At 34.5% G+C, this 17781-nt stretch carries 17 protein-coding genes; 10 read left to right on the top strand and 7 right to left on the bottom strand.

The features are described from left to right. Window positions 1–20 precede the first annotated feature (20 nt). Together LUA90_RS16640 and purE are read left to right on the top strand one after the other, a co-directional pair. A complete protein-coding gene (locus LUA90_RS16640; protein ID WP_231459649.1) occupies window positions 21–1160 on the top strand; it encodes a 5-(carboxyamino)imidazole ribonucleotide synthase in 1140 nt (379 codons plus the stop codon). Between the two features lie 52 nt (window positions 1161–1212). Next, window positions 1213–1704, top strand: a complete 492-nt coding sequence (gene purE, locus LUA90_RS16635; RefSeq protein WP_231459650.1) for a 5-(carboxyamino)imidazole ribonucleotide mutase — start codon at window positions 1213–1215, stop codon at window positions 1702–1704. A gap of 61 nt (window positions 1705–1765) precedes the next feature. Here purE and LUA90_RS16630 read toward each other — a convergent pair whose 3' ends face one another. Next, a complete protein-coding gene (locus tag LUA90_RS16630; protein WP_231491802.1) occupies window positions 1766–2329 on the bottom strand; it encodes a YqgE/AlgH family protein in 564 nt (187 codons plus the stop codon). 45 nt (window positions 2330–2374) lie between these two features. Between LUA90_RS16630 and pdxH the strand changes: the two genes are divergently transcribed. From pdxH to ruvB, 3 genes are read left to right on the top strand one after another with little or no spacing between them, the layout of a single operon-like run. Then, the gene (gene pdxH, locus LUA90_RS16625; RefSeq protein ID WP_231491801.1) at window positions 2375–3025 is read left to right on the top strand and encodes a pyridoxamine 5'-phosphate oxidase; all 651 of its coding nucleotides are present in this window, start codon (window positions 2375–2377) and stop codon (window positions 3023–3025) included. A gap of 59 nt (window positions 3026–3084) precedes the next feature. Beyond that, entirely contained in the window at window positions 3085–3978 is an 894-nt protein-coding gene (locus LUA90_RS16620; protein WP_231459653.1) for a 3-hydroxybutyryl-CoA dehydrogenase, read from the top strand. 32 nt (window positions 3979–4010) lie between these two features. After that, the gene (gene ruvB / locus LUA90_RS16615; RefSeq protein WP_231459654.1) at window positions 4011–5033 is read left to right on the top strand and encodes a Holliday junction branch migration DNA helicase RuvB; all 1023 of its coding nucleotides are present in this window, start codon (window positions 4011–4013) and stop codon (window positions 5031–5033) included. A 320-nt stretch (window positions 5034–5353) separates the two neighbouring features. Here the strand turns inward: ruvB and LUA90_RS16610 are convergent, their stop codons facing one another. Continuing rightward, window positions 5354–5734, bottom strand: coding sequence for a GxxExxY protein (locus LUA90_RS16610; protein ID WP_231459655.1), 381 nt, complete (start codon window positions 5732–5734; stop codon window positions 5354–5356). A gap of 124 nt (window positions 5735–5858) precedes the next feature. On the opposite strand from LUA90_RS16610, the gene LUA90_RS16605 reads away from it, so the two are divergent. Beyond that, window positions 5859–7367, top strand: a complete 1509-nt coding sequence (locus LUA90_RS16605; protein ID WP_231459656.1) for a carbon-nitrogen hydrolase family protein — start codon at window positions 5859–5861, stop codon at window positions 7365–7367. A gap of 69 nt (window positions 7368–7436) precedes the next feature. On the opposite strand, the gene LUA90_RS16600 is transcribed toward LUA90_RS16605, so the two are convergent. Then, window positions 7437–7643, bottom strand: coding sequence for a hypothetical protein (locus tag LUA90_RS16600; protein WP_231491800.1), 207 nt, complete (start codon window positions 7641–7643; stop codon window positions 7437–7439). 135 nt (window positions 7644–7778) lie between these two features. On the opposite strand from LUA90_RS16600, the gene queG reads away from it, so the two are divergent. Next, window positions 7779–8714 (top strand): tRNA epoxyqueuosine(34) reductase QueG, encoded by a 936-nt coding sequence (gene queG / locus LUA90_RS16595; RefSeq protein ID WP_231459658.1) that lies wholly within the window; start codon window positions 7779–7781, stop codon window positions 8712–8714. Between the two features lie 62 nt (window positions 8715–8776). Here the strand turns inward: queG and LUA90_RS16590 are convergent, their stop codons facing one another. Genes LUA90_RS16590 through LUA90_RS16580 form a run of 3 tightly spaced genes read right to left on the bottom strand, consistent with a single transcriptional unit; the run spans window position 8777 to window position 12049 of the window. Beyond that, entirely contained in the window at window positions 8777–10633 is a 1857-nt protein-coding gene (locus LUA90_RS16590) for a M1 family metallopeptidase (protein WP_231491799.1), read from the bottom strand. 52 nt (window positions 10634–10685) lie between these two features. Further along, window positions 10686–11057, bottom strand: a complete 372-nt coding sequence (locus LUA90_RS16585) for a GxxExxY protein (protein ID WP_231491798.1) — start codon at window positions 11055–11057, stop codon at window positions 10686–10688. 44 nt (window positions 11058–11101) lie between these two features. Further along, window positions 11102–12049, bottom strand: a complete 948-nt coding sequence (locus tag LUA90_RS16580; protein ID WP_231459660.1) for a 3'-5' exonuclease — start codon at window positions 12047–12049, stop codon at window positions 11102–11104. A 167-nt stretch (window positions 12050–12216) separates the two neighbouring features. Here LUA90_RS16580 and LUA90_RS16575 point away from each other — a divergent pair, with 167 nt between their 5' ends. The 3 genes from LUA90_RS16575 (at window position 12217) to LUA90_RS16565 (ending at window position 17171) form a co-directional block, all read left to right on the top strand. Beyond that, complete coding sequence (locus LUA90_RS16575) at window positions 12217–14190, top strand: DUF3857 domain-containing protein (protein WP_231491796.1); 1974 nt, start codon at window positions 12217–12219, stop codon at window positions 14188–14190. Next, window positions 14190–16097 (top strand): DUF3857 domain-containing protein, encoded by a 1908-nt coding sequence (locus LUA90_RS16570; protein WP_231491795.1) that lies wholly within the window; start codon window positions 14190–14192, stop codon window positions 16095–16097. The genes LUA90_RS16575 and LUA90_RS16570 overlap by 1 nt, the downstream gene beginning before the upstream one ends. Before the next feature lie 288 nt (window positions 16098–16385). Beyond that, a complete protein-coding gene (locus LUA90_RS16565; RefSeq protein ID WP_231459663.1) occupies window positions 16386–17171 on the top strand; it encodes a murein L,D-transpeptidase catalytic domain family protein in 786 nt (261 codons plus the stop codon). Here LUA90_RS16565 and LUA90_RS16560 read toward each other — a convergent pair. Further along, window positions 17168–17608, bottom strand: a complete 441-nt coding sequence (locus tag LUA90_RS16560; RefSeq protein ID WP_231459664.1) for a hypothetical protein — start codon at window positions 17606–17608, stop codon at window positions 17168–17170. The two genes, LUA90_RS16565 and LUA90_RS16560, sit on opposite strands and share 4 nt — an antisense overlap. Window positions 17609–17781: the final 173 nt, after the last annotated feature.

The following is a 17781-nucleotide window of genomic DNA, read 5'->3' as shown; positions in this document are numbered from 1 at the left end:
TAAAAACTCAATCTTTACTGATGGCAAAACAGATTAGCGAATTAAAGTTAGGTATTTTAGGAGGCGGACAGTTAGGCCGAATGCTTATTCAGCAAGCGATAAATTATAATGTAAACTCATTAGTTTTAGACCCCGACCCAGATGCGCCTTGCAAGCAGATTGCAAACTATTTCGAGAATGGTTCTATCACCGATTTTGATACCGTTTATAATTTCGGAAAGAAGGCTGATATTATTACTATCGAGATTGAAAAAGTTAATATTGAAGCTTTAGAGCAGTTAGAAAAAGAAGGTAAGCAAGTGTTTCCTCAATCGAGAGTGATAAGATTGATTCAGGATAAAGGTGTTCAGAAGCAGTTTTTTAAAGAAAATGACATCCCCACCTCTCCTTTTCAAATTGTAAATACTAAGGAAGATATCGAAAACAGTCAAATTCCTTTCCCTTACATTTTAAAATTACGCAAAGATGGTTATGATGGGAAAGGCGTGATGCGAATTAACAGTTCGGCTGATTTAGACAAAGCCTTTGATGCACCTTGTATTATCGAAAAATTAGTAGATTTTGAGAAGGAGGTTGCAGTAATTGTAGCTCGAAATTCTAAAGGTGATATGAAAACTTTCCCGATGGTTGAAATGGAATTTAATCCTGAAGCTAACTTAGTAGAGTTTTTGATCTCACCATCAACTTTTGCAGAAAGTTTGCAGCAAAAAGCAGAAAACATTGCAATGAATATTGCTTCTTCAATGAATATAACCGGAATTTTAGCTGTAGAAATGTTTGTTTGTAAAGACGGAGAATTGTTAGTAAATGAGGTAGCACCTCGTCCGCATAACAGTGGGCACCAAACTATTGAGGGCAATTATGTTTCTCAGTTTGAACAACATCTGCGTTCTATTTATAATTTGCCTTTAGGCGATACAACGAGTATTACCAATGCTGTAATGATTAATTTATTAGGCGAAAAAGGTTCTGAAGGTGTAGCACAATATGAAAATCTGGAAAAGATTTTGGCTATTGATGGCGTGTTTGTACACTTATATGGCAAAAAATACACTAAACCTTTCCGCAAAATGGGACACGTTACCATTGTCGATATCGACAGAGAAAAAGCAATTGAAAAAGCCAGATATGTTCAAAAAACTTTAAAGGTAATTGCCTGATGGAGTAAAGCACAAGGATAAAATTGAAATTAAAAGATATAAAGAATTAAGAATGAGTGCTAAAGTTGGAATAATTATGGGCAGCAAATCAGATTTGCCTGTAATGCAAGATGCTGCTGATATTTTAAAAGAATTTGGAATTGATTATGAAATAACCGTTGTTTCTGCTCACAGAACGCCTGAACGCATGTTTAATTATGCAAAGGAAGCACAAGGCAGAGGTTTAAAGGTAATTATTGCTGGCGCAGGTGGCGCTGCACACTTACCTGGCATGGTGGCATCCATCACTACCTTACCTGTTATTGGCGTTCCTGTAAAATCATCCAATTCTATTGATGGTTGGGATAGCATTTTATCAATTTTGCAAATGCCAAACGGAATTCCAGTTGCAACTGTGGCTTTAAACGCAGCTAAAAATGCTGGTTTATTAGCTGCTCAGATTTTAGCTACCGCTGATGATTCTTTAACTGTGAAAATGCAGGCTTATAAAGATGATTTGAGAAAAAAAGTTGAAGAAAGTGCTAATGAGATGAGCCAAATATAAATGTCGTGTTGAGCTTGTCTAAAACATTTAATCTTTCGGCAAACTCGGGATGACAAATTAATTAATTTAAACTTGGGTCTGTAGGGAAATTGCTAATATGTGCATACTTCGGGCCCAGGTTTACGATTACATCTCTCCACAATTGCTCATCATCGTTTCCAAAAATTATATCAGGATGAGAAATATCACTAACCATCCAGGCATTTTGATGTAATTCTTTGGTTAATTGTCCGTTATCCCATCCGGAATACCCCATAAAAAATTTTATTTCATCTTCTTGAATTGCATTTGTGTTGATGAGAATTTTCAGGGTTTCGAAATTCCCACCCCAATAAATTCCATTACCAATATCTTCACCACTTTGTAGTTTATCGTAAGCACGATGAATAAAATGCAACGTATCTGCAGCAACCGGGCCACCAAAATAAATGTGGTTATGCGCATCCCATAAATCTGGTATTACATCTTTTAGAAGAATATTTTCAACCTGATTAAGGATATAACCTATAGTCCCGTCTTCGCCATGTTCTGTTACCAAAACCACTGAACGTTTAAAATTAGGATCGGCCATGAAAGGCTCAGAAATTAATAATCGGCCAGTTTTTGGTTTTATGTTATTAAGCATGATGATAATCATTTGTAGCACCATAAAAGATGCTTATGTTTGTTTATGCAAGTTACAAATGAATTTCTACAAAACCTGCGCCAAGATTACAAAAGCGCCACGTTAGATGAATCTGACGTTGATAATAATCCAATTACCCAGTTTAAAAAATGGTTTGATAATGCTGTTGAGGCTCAGATTTATGAGCCCAACGTAATGACTTTAGCTACAGCCGACAAATCAGGAAAACCTGATGCAAGAATTGTTCTTTTAAAAGGTGTTGACGAAGATGGTTTCAGATTTTTCACTAATTATTTAAGTGCAAAAGGCAAAGAGTTAAAAAGAAATCCTTCTGCGGCATTAGTTTTCTTTTGGCCTGATTTAGAACGACAAGTTAGAATAGAGGGTACAGTTGAGAAACTTGATAAGGAAACTTCAGAAGAATATTTTATAACACGCCCTGTTGCAAGTCAAATTGGTGCGGTAGCATCTCCTCAAAGTCAGGTTATACCAAACAGAGCATTTTTGGAAGAGAAATTTGAGGAACTTAAAACTAAAAGCGATGGTAAATCAATTGCTAAACCTGCCCATTGGGGCGGTTATATCGTAAAACCAACCAGAATAGAATTTTGGCAAGGACGCCGGAGTCGTTTGCACGATAGAATCAATTTTGAACTGGTAAAAGGCGCTTGGATAAAGAACAGGTTAGCGCCATAAATTGATATAATTTTATTTTATTGCCATCAGAAAAGAACATCAATTTTTAAAGATTTAAAATGAAGAATATTTCAGTAATAGGTTCGGGTACCATGGGCAACGGAATTGCACATACCTTTGCTCAATTTGGTTATCAGGTAAATTTAATTGACATTAATCAAAACGCTTTAGATAAAGCAATTGCAACAATTGATAAAAATTTAGAGAGACAAGTTGGTAAAGGAACTTTAAAAGAGCAGCAAAAAGCTGATGCATTAAATAATATCCAAACATTTACATCAATAAGTGATGGTGTAAAAACAGCTGATTTGGTTGTTGAGGCAGCTACGGAAAATGTGGAGCTTAAATTAAAAATCTTTCAGGATTTAGATGGCTTCGCTCCTGCCGATGCAATTTTAGCTTCAAATACTTCATCGATATCTATTACACAAATTGCCGCTGCTACCAATCGTGGCGATAAAGTTATCGGAATGCATTTTATGAATCCCGTTCCGGTGATGAAATTGGTTGAAGTTATTAGAGGTTATCAAACCAGTGATGAAACGACTAAAACTATTATGTCGCTTTCAGAAAGTTTACAAAAGACACCGGTTGAGGTGAATGATTATCCTGGTTTTGTGGCCAACCGTATTTTAATGCCTATGATAAATGAAGCCATTTTTACTTTATATGAAGGAGTTGCCGGTGTTTATGAAATTGATACCGTAATGAAATTAGGAATGGCACATCCAATGGGTCCACTCCAATTAGCAGATTTTATTGGTTTAGATGTTTGCTTAGCGATTTTAAATGTACTGAATGATGGTTTTGGAAATCCAAAATATGCTCCTTGCCCACTTCTTGTAAATATGGTAAGGGCTGGTAAAAAAGGTGTAAAAACTGGCGAAGGTTTTTATAAATACACTGCTGGTTCGAAGGATTTAGTAGTTGCTGATAAATTTAAAAAATCCTAATTTTTTTAGCATTTAATTTTATATTTGCCAATATGAATGAAAATCTTGATCCGGAAGCAGACAATTTAACACCAATAGATAGAGATATTGAACGTGTTTTACGTCCGCAGGCATTTGAGGATTTTACCGGGCAGGAAAAAGTTATGGAAAACCTGAAGATTTTTGTTCAGGCAGCCAAACTTCGTGGAGAATCTTTAGATCATGTTTTACTTCACGGTCCTCCGGGATTAGGGAAAACAACTTTATCGCACATTATAGCTAATGAAATGGCTACCGGCATAAAGGTAACTTCCGGACCAGTACTAGATAAACCTGGTGATTTGGCCGGATTATTAACCGGTTTAGATGAAGGAGATATCCTTTTTATTGATGAAATTCATCGTTTATCACCTTTGGTAGAAGAATATTTGTATTCTGCAATGGAAGATTTTAAGATAGATATTATGCTTGAAACCGGACCCAATGCAAGGTCGGTTCAAATCTCTTTAAATCCTTTCACTTTAGTTGGTGCAACAACCCGTTCGGGTTTGTTAACTGCGCCTTTAAGGGCTCGTTTTGGGATTAATGCAAGATTAGCTTATTACGATGCTAAATTGCTTACTACCATAGTTCTACGTTCTGCAGAAATTTTAAAAACGCCTATTAGTGATGAAGGTGCTTATGAAATTGCCCGCCGCAGTCGGGGTACACCACGTATTGCTAACGCACTTTTACGCCGAACCAGAGATTTTGCTCAAATAAAAGGAAATGGCAAAATTGATACTGAAATTGCAAGTTATGCCTTAAATGCTTTAAATGTAGATGAGCATGGGCTTGATGAAATGGATAATAAGATTTTAGTAACCATTATAGATAAGTTTAAAGGCGGTCCGGTTGGTTTAAAAACTATTGCAACGGCTGTAGGTGAAGATGAAGGTACGATTGAAGAGGTTTATGAACCGTTTTTAATTCAGGAAGGTTACATTATGCGCACCTCTCGCGGTCGGGAAGTTACCGAAGCGGCTTATAAGCACCTTAAGAAAAGTTTTCCTGGGCAAACCGGGAAGTTGTTTTAATTTTACCCGCAGATTTAAAATGATAAAATCCGCAGATTTTCGCGGATTATTGCCAAAAGATAAAATCATTTTAAATCTGCGATTCTTTTCTGTGGAAATCTGCGGGAAAGAAGTATTTGCATTCGTGAATCATATCAATCTATTTCGAACACTCATAAGTAAAAATCATTTTAAATCTGCGTTTCTTTTCTGTGGAAATCTGCGGGAGAGAACTATTTGCATTCGTGAATCACATCAATCTATTTTGAACACTCATAAGTAAAAATCATTTTAAATCTGCGTTTCTTTTCTGCGGAAATCTGCGGGAGAGAACTAGCACGCTAATCAAGCTTATTAACCTTTCTGAAAATATTATCTGAAATATTATCAGTATTAAAATTTATAAGCAATCCTAATTTCAAACCAGATAATCTTAAATAGGTCAATAACTGTTTGTGATGGACTGGTGCTATAATTTCTACAGATTTAAGCTCTAAAATCACTTTTTGTTCAACTAGTAAGTCAAGTCTGTATCCTACGTCAATAGAAATCTCTTCATAAACCATCGGCAAAGAGACCTGACTTTTTACCTTCAAACCTTCTTTTTGAATCTCGTATTTTAAAGCTGCTTCGTATGCGGATTCTAATAACCCTGGTCCTAAAATATTATAAACTCTAAATACGCAACCGCGAATTATATAAGATATTTCATTCTCTGTCATTTTTAAAAATAATAATATTTATTCCAGATAAGAGTAAAACTGTATCTTCCTCCACAATTAAAACAGGTAGAAAGAAAAACATTAACCAAACTTTTCTGTTCATAAGTTGTAAAACCAGCAAATTATGAATATCGAATTACGAAAATTAACAATCGAAGATTATGCCGATCTAAAAGAATCTATGCTGCAAGCCTATGATAGCATGGGTGGTTCTATCTGGCCGAAATCGAGTATTGCCAAGCTCATAAATATTTTTCCTGAAGGACAGCTTTGTATTGCTGTAGATAATAAAGTGGTTGCCTGCTCGCTATCGATTATTGTAGAATATGATGAATATGGTGATAGACATACTTATAAATTGATTACCGGAGATTATTCTTTTACTACTCACGATCCGAATGGAGATACTTTATACGGAATAGAAATTTTTGTTCATCCAGAATTTAGAGGTTTAAGATTAGGCAGAAGGCTTTACGAAGCAAGAAAAGAACTTTGCGAAAGCTTAAATTTAAAAAGCATTATAGCCGGCGGACGAATTCCAGGTTACCATACCTTTGCTGAAACGCTTACACCAAGACAATATATTGATAAAGTTAAGGCAAAGGAAATTTACGACCCTACCCTTACGTTCCAGATTTCTAATGATTTTCACGTTAGAAAAGTGCTTAAAAATTATCTTCCCGGTGATAAGGAATCAAAGGAATATGCAACTTTGATTGAATGGAATAACATTTACTATCAGGGTATTGATGCATCTGCCCGTTCTGCAATGACGATAAGATTGGGCCTTGTACAATGGGAAATGCGATTATTTCCTGATTTGAACACTTTTTATGAACAAGTAGAATTCTTTGTTGATGCATTAAGTGGATATAAATCTGATTTCGTGATGTTTCCGGAACTTTTTAATACACCATTGCTCCAGCCTTACAATCATTTACCAGAGATTGAAGCCATGCGAAAGTTAGCTGAGAAAACGCAGGAAATTGTGGATAGAATGCACGAATATGCCTTAAGTTACAACGTGAATATTATTACCGGAAGCATGCCTTTATTGGATGATGGCAAATTATATAACGCAACCTATTTATGCCACAGAACGGGTAAAATTGATGAATACAGAAAAATCCACATCACACCGAACGAACAAAAATACTATGGAATGATTGGTGGCGATAAAGTTCAGGTGTTTGATACAGATTGTGGTAAAATTGGAATTTTGATTTGTTATGATGTAGAATTTCCTGAGCTGAGCAGGATTTATGCCGACCAGGGAATGCAAATTCTATTCGTTCCATTTTTAACGGATACCCAAAACGGATACACACGTGTAAGGCATTGTGCGCAAGCCAGGGCAATTGAAAATGAATGTTACGTAGCTATTGCAGGCTGCGTTGGAAATTTACCAAAGGTGAATAATATGGATATTCAGTTTGCTCAATCTGCTGTTTTTACTCCATCTGATTTTGCTTTTCCAACAAATGCAGTAAAAGCTGAAGCCACGCCAAATACCGAAATGGTCTTAGTAGTTGATGTTGATTTACACCTTTTAGATGAATTGCATCATTACGGAACGGTAAAGGTTTTAAAGGATAGAAGAAAAGATTTGTATCAGGTGAAACTTTTAAAATAAAGCTAATTCTTCACAAAAAAAAGCCGGTTATCATAAAGATAAACGGCTTTTCAATTGTACTAAAGCTAATTATTTTCGCAGGGCGAACCATACTATTAAGCCAATTAATACGGCTATTGGTAATATCCATTTTAAAACAGAACCCGCTCCGTTTTCGTCTCTTTCTGTAACTGCCGGTTTCGCAGGTCCTGGGTCGTTTTTATGATTTTCGTAATCTTTTTCTATCGGTTTTGGAGCTTCTCCGCTTTCCGTATGTTTCGGATCTATATTTTCCATTATAAAAAATTTGCGTTAGTTGGCGTATTCGGGCTAATTAAATTTTCAATGATGTTAATCATTTAAATAGCTTTTCGAATAACAACAAGCGATTAAGCAAAAGGTTTTAATTCTAAGCCCTATCTTTGCAAATCGATGTACAGTAATTCTGCAAAATATAGTCAATTGATTAAGAGCGAAGCAATGCGCTTAGGCTTTTTAGATTGTGGTATTTCCAAGGCAGAATTTTTAGAAGAGGAAGCGCCGCGTTTGGAGCATTGGCTTAACAATAATCATCATGGCGAGATGAAGTACATGGAGAATTATTTTGATAAACGGCTTGATCCTCGCTTATTGGTTGAGGGTGCAAAATCAGTTATCTCTCTATCTTTAAATTATTATACCGAGGATAAGCAGCAAGATGCAAATGCGCCAAAAATTTCAAAATACGCTTACGGAAAAGATTATCATACGGTTATAAAAGATAAATTAAAAGAACTCACTCATTTTATTGAAGAAAACATAGGCGAGGTTTCTGGAAGAGCGTTTGTTGATTCTGCTCCTGTTTTAGATCGTGCCTGGGCAAAACGATCGGGCATTGGATGGGTAGGCAAAAATTCAAACTTAATTAGTAAACAACATGGTTCTTTTTTCTTTTTAGCAGAGCTGATTATTGATTTAGAGCTAGCTTACGACCACCCTTTCCAAACAGACCATTGCGGTACCTGTACCCGATGTTTAGATGCCTGCCCAACTGATGCAATAATTGCTCCTCAGATAGTTGATGGTACAAAATGCATTTCCTACTTAACTATCGAGCTTAAAGATGAAATTCCGAATGAGTTTAAAGATAAGATGGACAATTGGATGTTTGGATGTGATATTTGTCAGGACGTTTGTCCGTGGAACCGATTTTCTAAAGTCCACAATGAACAGGCTTTTTTACCAGAAAGCGGTTTACTGGATTTAACGGCAAAAGAACTTACTGAAATTACGGATGAAGTTTTTAAGAAAGTTTTCAAAGGTTCGGCAGTTAAACGAACGAAATATGCTGGTTTAAAAAGAAATATCGATTTCTTGAAATCTACTTAAATAGAAATTGCGAAGCCCGAATCAATCTTTTTCAATTGTTCATGCTTCGCAACTATTAAATTTTAATTTATAGAAAGGCTATTATCTGATTTAGCTTTATCAGGTGTATGTGCATCGCCCATTACAACTTTGGATAATTTCTTTTGTGTTTTAATATTAATCATTGTTTCATTATTTCCTTTTTCCCAAACAGAAATGGTACTGTGGTTTTTTTCTGTTGAGCCGTCATCAAACTTCAACATTAAATCAATCGGTAGCGGTTTTCCTTTATTTTCTATAGTGATTGTGTATCCATCAGCAGTTTTAATTGCTGATTTAATGGCCATATCGGTTACTCCACCTTCAAAAAACCAGCGTTTCCAAAACCAGTTCAGGTCTTTTCCACTACCCTTATTTATGCTATTAAAGAAATCGTAAGGCATTGGATGTTTTCCATTCCAATTTTTTATGTATTGATGCAAAGCTTTAGTAAATAATTCATCACCCAAATAATCTTTAACAAATAAATAAGCTAAAGCTGGTTTTGGGTAAGAATTGGTAAAAGAACCAGAACCTTTTAAGTCGGGTGTTAAAGTCATAATCGGCGAATCATCTTTGCCACCAGAGCTTGAGGCTGTATTTTGAATACCATATTCATCAACAATTGTCGAATCAATCATCGGTGATATTAGCCATTCGCCAATCGTTGCCCAACCTTCATCCATCCAGCCGTATTTTGTTTCATTTATTCCCATATAAAAAGGAAACATGGTATGAAAAATTTCATGATCGGTTAGGGTAATCGCGTCTTCACGGCTATCAACCGGATTATCGTTTACCATCATTGGGTATTCCATTTGGTCTAAACCATCAAAAACTGTTTCATGGCTGTAAGGGAATGGCCATTTAGGAAATTTGAAACTCATGGCATCAACGGTTTTACGGGCGAATTCAATCACTTCATAAAAATCTTTATGTTTAGGATTGAAAACGGCATCTACCCTTGTTCGCCTTTTTGTTGTTGAATCAACAATTAAACTTGATGATTTCCATAAGTAATGATCGCTAAGCGCAAATACAAAATCAGTTACATTTTTCGCACTAAATTTAAACGTGTTGAATGGTTTATTTTGCGTTACCCTTTTATCGGCAAGGTCTTTTTCAGTTATAACATCTGTAACTGCATCATTTTTTTCTGCAGATGAAATTCTGGATACAATTTCCTTTTGAAAAACATCATTGGCATTTTTTAAATCGCCAGTGGCCCAAACAGCATAGCCACCCGGAACAGTAATTTCTGCATTGAAATTATCAAAATCGTTGTAGAATTCTTCAGCGCCAGTGTAAGGGAATTTATTCCAGCCATCAACATCATCATAAACTGCAATTCTTGGAAAGAAATAAGCAATAAAATGTGAGCCTTCATCAACTTGTCCGGTACGCATGTGCGAACCTTTGTTTAAAATATAATGATAAGAAATGCTAAAATTTATGGTTTTACCAGGCAAAAGGGGCTGAACGTTCACGGTCATGTTCGTCCCATCAATGTTATAATCGTTCATGGTTTTTCCATTAGCTGCCAAACTTTCAATTTTAACACCATCACCCAAATCCGATTCAGAGAGTTTCGCTTTACGCGGAACACCTTTTTTATACAAATTTGGATAGAGCTTAAACCAAATTGTTTTCAAAGTATCCGGACTATTATTGGTATAAACCACATCAACCTTTCCAAATAACAATCTGCTAATCGGGTTAAAGTTTACTTTAAGATTGTAGTTTGAAGAATTTTGCCAGTATTTTTCACCTGGTTTACCATCAAAAATTCTGGTTTTGTTTTGGTAAGTTCTTTCAAAAACGGATTCAACCGGAAGTTTGGTTTGGCCAATTGCCAAACTTCCAGTAAGGATAAAAAGGGCAATAAGTTTTAAAAATTTCATGTTTAAAGATTAGGTTAACCACAGATGCACACAGATAAATAGTGATGTTTAATTAATATCCGTTAAGCATTCTTTTGATTTCTATTCTCGGCTTTCCAAAGTTAATTAGTAAGCCACATCGCCTATTGCAAGCAACTAAATAGTTCATTAATTGAGCTTGATGGATTTCGGTCAGTTCTCTAATAGCTTTTATTTCTACAATTACTTGATTTTCTACGATGAGGTCAGCGAAATATTCGCCAACAATTTGCTCATCATACAAAACATTTAATGATTGTTGTTTCACAACGTTCAAGTTCATTTTTGAGATTTCGAGAAACATTGCGTTCTCATAAACTTTTTCTAAAAATTTTGCACCTAATGTGTTTGAAACTGTGTAAGCAGCACCAATAATTTTTTCTGTTATGAGATTAAGTTCTATCAAATTAATCGATATCTGTATTTATCCACTTTATCTGTGGTTTAAAATTATTTGCCGAATTTCATTTTCAACTGCTCTAACATATCAGTATTTAGCGGTTGAGCAGGTTTTTCCTGAGGTTTTGGTTTGTTATATTGTGGTTTAGCTTGTTGAGCTTGGTTTTGAGTTTTAGGAGGTCTGTTTTCATTCTTTTTAGCATTAAACTTTGCCCATTCTTCATCAAGTTTTTTCTTGGTATAAAGCGGGAAATCGCCGTTTTTCATCCATGCGTAATAACTTGGTTCGATACTAAAAACTTGTTCGGTTGTTTTGCCCTTATGCTTCCCAAAATTAAAGCAAACTTCGTTTTTATCATTATAAACTAATCTTCCGGCAAAATCAACAGGTTTATTTATATTTGTGAAAATATGCAAAGCATCAACATCATTAACAACCGGTTTTGATTTATTGCCTTGCTTATCTTCAAATTCTTTATCCTCATACATCTCCAACTGACCGAGCAAAACTTTGTAAGTAGCTATTACATCGGCTTCTGCAGCATGGGCATTTACCAAATCATCATTACAATAAAACTTATAAGCTGCCTTTAAAGTTCTTTGTTCCATCTGGTGAAAAATATTCTGCACATCTACAAACTTGCGTTCGCTCATATCAAAATCCACATCTGCCCGTAAAAATTCTTCTAAAAGCATTGGTATATCAAACTTATTTGAATTATAGCCTGCTAAATCACTTTCTCCAATAAATTCTGCAATTTCTTTCGCTAATTCAGTAAATGTTGGTTTATCAGCAATATCTTCATCATAAATACCATGTATTAGTGATGTTTGCAAGGGAATTGGCATTTCTGGGTTAACACGCCATGTTTTCACAATTTCTTCACCATCAGGCATAGCTTTCAAAATAGCAATTTCCACTATTCTATCTGCACCTACATTTATCCCTGTTGCTTCTAAATCGAAAAATGCTAAGGGGCGTTTTAAATTTAATTTCATTATGATATATATTTTGACGCTCAAACGCCGGTAATGTTTCTAAACCAAAAGTGCTAAAAAGGATTGGTTTGTTTTTTATAAAGCCACCTTAAATTTTAAATATTAATTAACATTTATTTCTAAATGTTGGCGCTTAAAATTAAATTGCCAAAAATTAACCAAACTCAATGCGTAAACTTCTATTATTATTTTGTTTCTCTCTTTTTACGATTTACTGCTCTGCACAAAATTTCGATTTTGGTAGAATAACTCATGATGATAACGATTTTGACAGAAATAAGTTAGATAGTAATGCAAATGCTGTAGTGCTTAGAGAGTTTGGAACGTCATCCATGCAGGTAAGTGACAGAACTAATAGCATAAACATATACTTTGAATATCATGTAAAAATTAAAATCTACAACAAAGAAGGTTATGATCAGGCTAATGTTATTATCCCTATTTATAAAGATGATAGCCGTGAAGAGATAATTACAGATATAAAGGCCTCTACCTTTAACTATGAGAATGGAAGATTTGTAGAAACCATTATGGATAAGAAGGCTATATTTAATGAAGTTCGCTCTAAATATGCTACGCTAACAAAGTTTACTTTACCAAATATTAAAGATGGTTCGATTATAGAATATAGTTACAGGCTGGAATCTCCAAATATATTTAATTTTAAAACATGGAATTTTCAGACTGATATTCCAAAAGTTTATAGTGAATATTTGGTTAATATCCCGGCAATTTATAATTACAATGTATCGTTACGGGGTTTTCAAAAATTAAGTAGCACAAAAAGTGAGGTAGCAAGAGAGTGTTTGCGATTAAATGGAACGCCAATAGATTGCTCTAAAATTTGGTATGTTATGAAAGATATACCTGCATTTGTTGAAGAGGATTACATGACTGCGGCAAGCAATTTTAAATCGGCTATTAATTTTGAATTATCAGACCAAGTTACCACCACAGGATCGAGAATTAGTTATACAAAAACATGGAAAGATGTTGATTATGAATTAGTAAACGAAAGAAATTTCGGTTCTCAAATGAAACGAAAGGATATCTATAAAGATTTATTGCCATCGACATTAAAAAATGCCAGCGATGATTTAAGCAAAGCCAAAGCCATTTACAATTTTGTTAAAAATCAAATTAAGTGGAATAATTATTATGGAAAATACAGCGAAGACAATATTAAAAAAGCTTTAGATATGCGCTCTGGTAATGTTGCTGATGTTAATTTAAATTTGATTGCCGCACTTTCGGCCGCTAACTTTGACACAGAGGCTGTTATGCTCTCTACCCGCGATAATGGTACTGTGAATAAACTTTTCCCTATCATAAGCGATTTTAATTATCTGGTTGCAAAAGTTAATATTGGTGATAAAAGTTATATGCTTGATGCTACTGAACCTTTGTTACCATTTGGATTATTGCCATTGCGTTGCATTAATGATCAAGGCAGGGTAATAAATTTAAAAAAGCCTTCTTATTGGATTGATTTGGTTGCGGCACAAAAATCATCAACCAGCTACGTTTTACAAGGAAAATTGAATATCGATGGAACGATATCGGGAACCATTATAACACATAGCACAGGCTATGAAGCATTTAACAAGAGAAAGGCAATTAAAAAGAGCAATAGCATTGATGACTACGTAGAAAAACTTGATGAATCGATGGCTAAGATAAAAATTCTAAAGCATGAGATTAGGAATTTGGACAGCGTTGAAAATACATTGACCGAAATTTATGAGGTAGAATTTGCTTCACAATCTAGTGCAGATAAAGATGAACTTTATTTCAATCCATTTATGATTAGTCCGGTTGCCAAAAATCCATTTAATTTAGCCTCTAGAACTTATCCGGTAGATTTAGGTTCATCTTCAGATACAAGAACACTCATAAATATCGAACTTCCGGGCAAATATGAACTCAAAGAAAAGCCTAAAGATTTGGCAATTGCCTTACCAAATGCTGGCGGAAAATACTTGCTTAAAACAGGAATTGAAGATAATTTGATTTCTTTGAGCCAAATTATGCAGTTAAACAAAGCGACTTACATGCCCGAAGAATATCTTTATTTAAAAGAGTTTTACAGCAAAATCATTCAAAATCAAAAGGCCGAACTTTTACTTAAAAAAGTTAAATAATGAAATATGTATTGCTTTTTCTATCGCTCTGCGTAATTTTTTTTAAAACATCTGCTCAGGATAATTATGATGCCGATTTAATTCCTCAAACTTTAAAAAGCCGGGCAAATGCTACCATAAGAAATCAGGAAACGGTTATTGATATGCGAACGCCAGATAATGTGGTTCAAACTGTAAAAAAAGTAATAACCGTTTTAAATAAAAATGGCGAAAATGCTGCTCGCTTGGTATTATTTTATGATAAAAGCACTGCGATTAAAGGCATTAAGGGCGAAGTTTATAACGCAGCGGGCAAATTAACCAGTAAATTTACCCAAAGTAATTTTAGCGATGAAAGTGCCGCAGATGGATTTTCTTTGTTTGTTGATGATAGAGTTAAGCATTTTTTGCCTAACGAGAATGTATATCCTTATACTGTAGTTTATAATTATGAGGTAAAACACAAGCAAAATCTTGCCATTCCGGATTGGAACCCTAAGCCTGCAAGCGATGTTTCGGTAGAGAAAAGTAATTACACATTTATTTGCAAACCAACGGATGAATTGAGAATTAAAGCTCAAAATTATGCTGGAAATCCTTTGGAAACTTTAACCGACAAGCAAAAAACATACGTTTGGTCGGTTAGCAATATCGCGGCAGCTAAACCAGAACCTTACAGTCCGGATAGAGAAACTTACGAAACCAGTGTAAAAATAGCGCCTAAAGATTTTTTCTTCTATAACTACAAAGGCTCTTATCATAATTGGAATGAATTGGGCAAATGGATATATGAAAATTTATTAAAAGGGCGTTCTGCATTGCCGCAAAATACAATTGAAACCATAAAAGAATTGGTAAAAAATGAAACTGATGATAAAGAAAAAGCAAGAAAAATTTATCAGTACATGCAAAATAAAACGCGATATATAAGTGTGCAGATTGGTATTGGAGGCAATCAACCGGTAGCAGCTTCTGAAGTTGATAAACTTGGCTACGGAGATTGTAAAGCATTGGTTAATTACACACAAAGTTTGTTAAGTGTTGCAGGCATAGAATCCTATTATTGCGTTGTAGAAGCTGGAAATGAAAAGAAAAGCTTTGATGCAAATTATGCAAGTATGGTGCAAGGAAATCATGTTATCTTATGTTTGCCCTTAAAAGGCGATACAATCTGGCTTGAATGTACAAGTCAAAAAGCTCCGTTCGGGTTTCTTGGCGATTTTACAGATGACAGGCTGGTTTTAGCTTGCACAGCTGAAGGTGGAAAATTATTAAAAACGCCAAAACTTGAAACACAGGATAATAAGCAAATTAGAATGGCAGAATTAACAATTCTTGCAGGTGGAGATATTAAAGGAACCGTTAAAACAATATTTTCTGGTTCACAGTATGATAATAATGAAAGCATTATAGGTAAACCATTCTCAGAGCAGCAAAAGCTTTTAACAGATGCTTACGATGTTGATAATATTGCATTTAATAAAATAAATTACACTAAAGATAAGAGCAGTACGCCACGCATAATTGAGGAATTAAATATCAATATTAATAAGTATGCAGTTATAAATAACGATAAATTATTTTTGGTGCTGAATGCTTTCAATGTAAAAGGGAACATTCCGGAATCGCGGGTTAGAACTAAACCACTTTATTTAAATAGAGGCTTTACCGATGAGGATAGTATTACCTACACCTTACCCGAAGGTATTATAACAACACAAATTCCACCAAATGATAAAAAATTTTCAAATCAGTTTGGTGAGTATATATCCACAACAACTTTAAAAGGCAATAAACTTAGTTATTATAGAAAGCTAATGCTTAATGAAGGTACGTTTCCGCCTGAAGCTTATGCAGAGTTTAATAAATTTATCAGCGATGTAAACACATCAGATAGATATAAGCTAATTCTCAGCTTAAAAAAATAATGCCAAGCGTTATTCCAACTATCATTATCAAATACATTATAATTTCGGTTGTTGCAAAGCGTTTGTATTTGGTCCAGAATGAATAATCTTTATCTTGATTGGGCATAATTGAGATAAATCTAAATTAATGTAACTTTTTTTTATGCTGATAAATCTACCATAAAATCTGATTTTCTATCCATCAGATGAATGTCATTATGGTGTTAATCTTCAATTCGTATCATCGCTGTTACAATATTTCTCGTATTTGTTCGTATAAGTAATTAAGAATCACACAAATATCCCTTGATGAGAAAAAGATTAGTGAGTACGGCAATATGCCTTTTATCAGGCATCAGCATCATTTTAACAAGTTGGAAACCGGTAGATTATCAAAATAAAAATCTTATTGCGGTCAATATTTCATCCGATAGCCTTTACAATCAGCATATCGAGAAGCTCTATCACCAGGTTGGTCTTGATTCTGCTGGCTTAAATGTTAATGTTTTTGAAAAGGCTTTAACAGGCTTCTATAATATTAAACATTCTGGTTTAATGCATTCAAAATCTATATTAACCATTGCAGATTTTGACCAGGAAAGCAGCAAAAAGCGACTTTACGTTATAGATTTAGATAAGAAAGAACTGATATTAAATACCTGGGTTGCCCATGGCTTAAATAGTGGTGGCGATAAACCTTCGCATTTTTCAAATTCCAAAAATTCTAATGAAAGCAGTCTGGGTTTTTACCTAACAGGAGAAATTTACTTCGGTAAACATGGTCGCTCGTTAAAGCTTGATGGTATGGATTATGGTTTTAACAACAATGCCAGAGAAAGGGCAATTGTGGTTCATGGAGCAGATTATGTTGGTCAGGAAAGTATTAACCAATTGGGGCGTTTAGGAAGAAGCCAGGGTTGTCCGGCTGTATCATCTAAATTATCCAATAAAGTTATAAATACAATTGCTGATAAAACGGTGTTATTTATTAATGGATCGGGGCAATCTTATAATTCGAGATATTTAGATGAAACCTTGGCAGCTAATGTTGCACTTAATGAGCAATCAGAGGTTTTGGCATCAAACTTTGATTAGGAAATTAATTTTCTATTGGCAATATTTTTTGGTGTAAACCACGATATTGGCAATTTAAAAACAGAAATCAAATCCCAAAACCATCTATTCGTATCTATTTGTTTTTCACCGCAATCTATTATTTCAGCCCTATTTATTCCCTTAGCTAAAAGTTTTTTAAGCCACTTAATTTTATTGTTCCGATTAATCAGCAAGCCAAAATAATGGCTGTAAACATGAGCCCAAATTTCGACTACTAAAGAATCGTTGGATATGTTAAGTGCTCTTTTATACTCGTTTATATAGTCGGCTTTAATAAGCTTTACTAATGATAATGTTCTTTCTAAAGTTGCGCCATCAAGATAGGTCCAAAGCGCCTTATCGCTTTTTAAGCGAATCAAACCTTCCTGAATGCTGACCTTAATTTTGTTGTTGCAGAGCTGGTAAACCTTATCCATTTTAACTGATTAATAATGATAAGACAGATGAAATATCAAATTGTTAAGATAAAAATTGGATATTACTGAAAATCAATTGTTTTGTTTACAAGGATAGGCATTTTAGCTTTTTCAAATCCAATTGTGTATAATTTTTTGATTTGCGAGAGCATAATTTTAATCATCTTTGAGGT

The organism is Pedobacter sp. Leaf170, assembly GCF_920984665.1.
Taxonomy (GTDB): Bacteria; Bacteroidota; Bacteroidia; order Sphingobacteriales; family Sphingobacteriaceae; genus Pedobacter.
The sequence above is the reverse complement of the archived record's forward strand: the minus strand, read 5'-3'. Positions and strand labels throughout refer to the sequence as shown.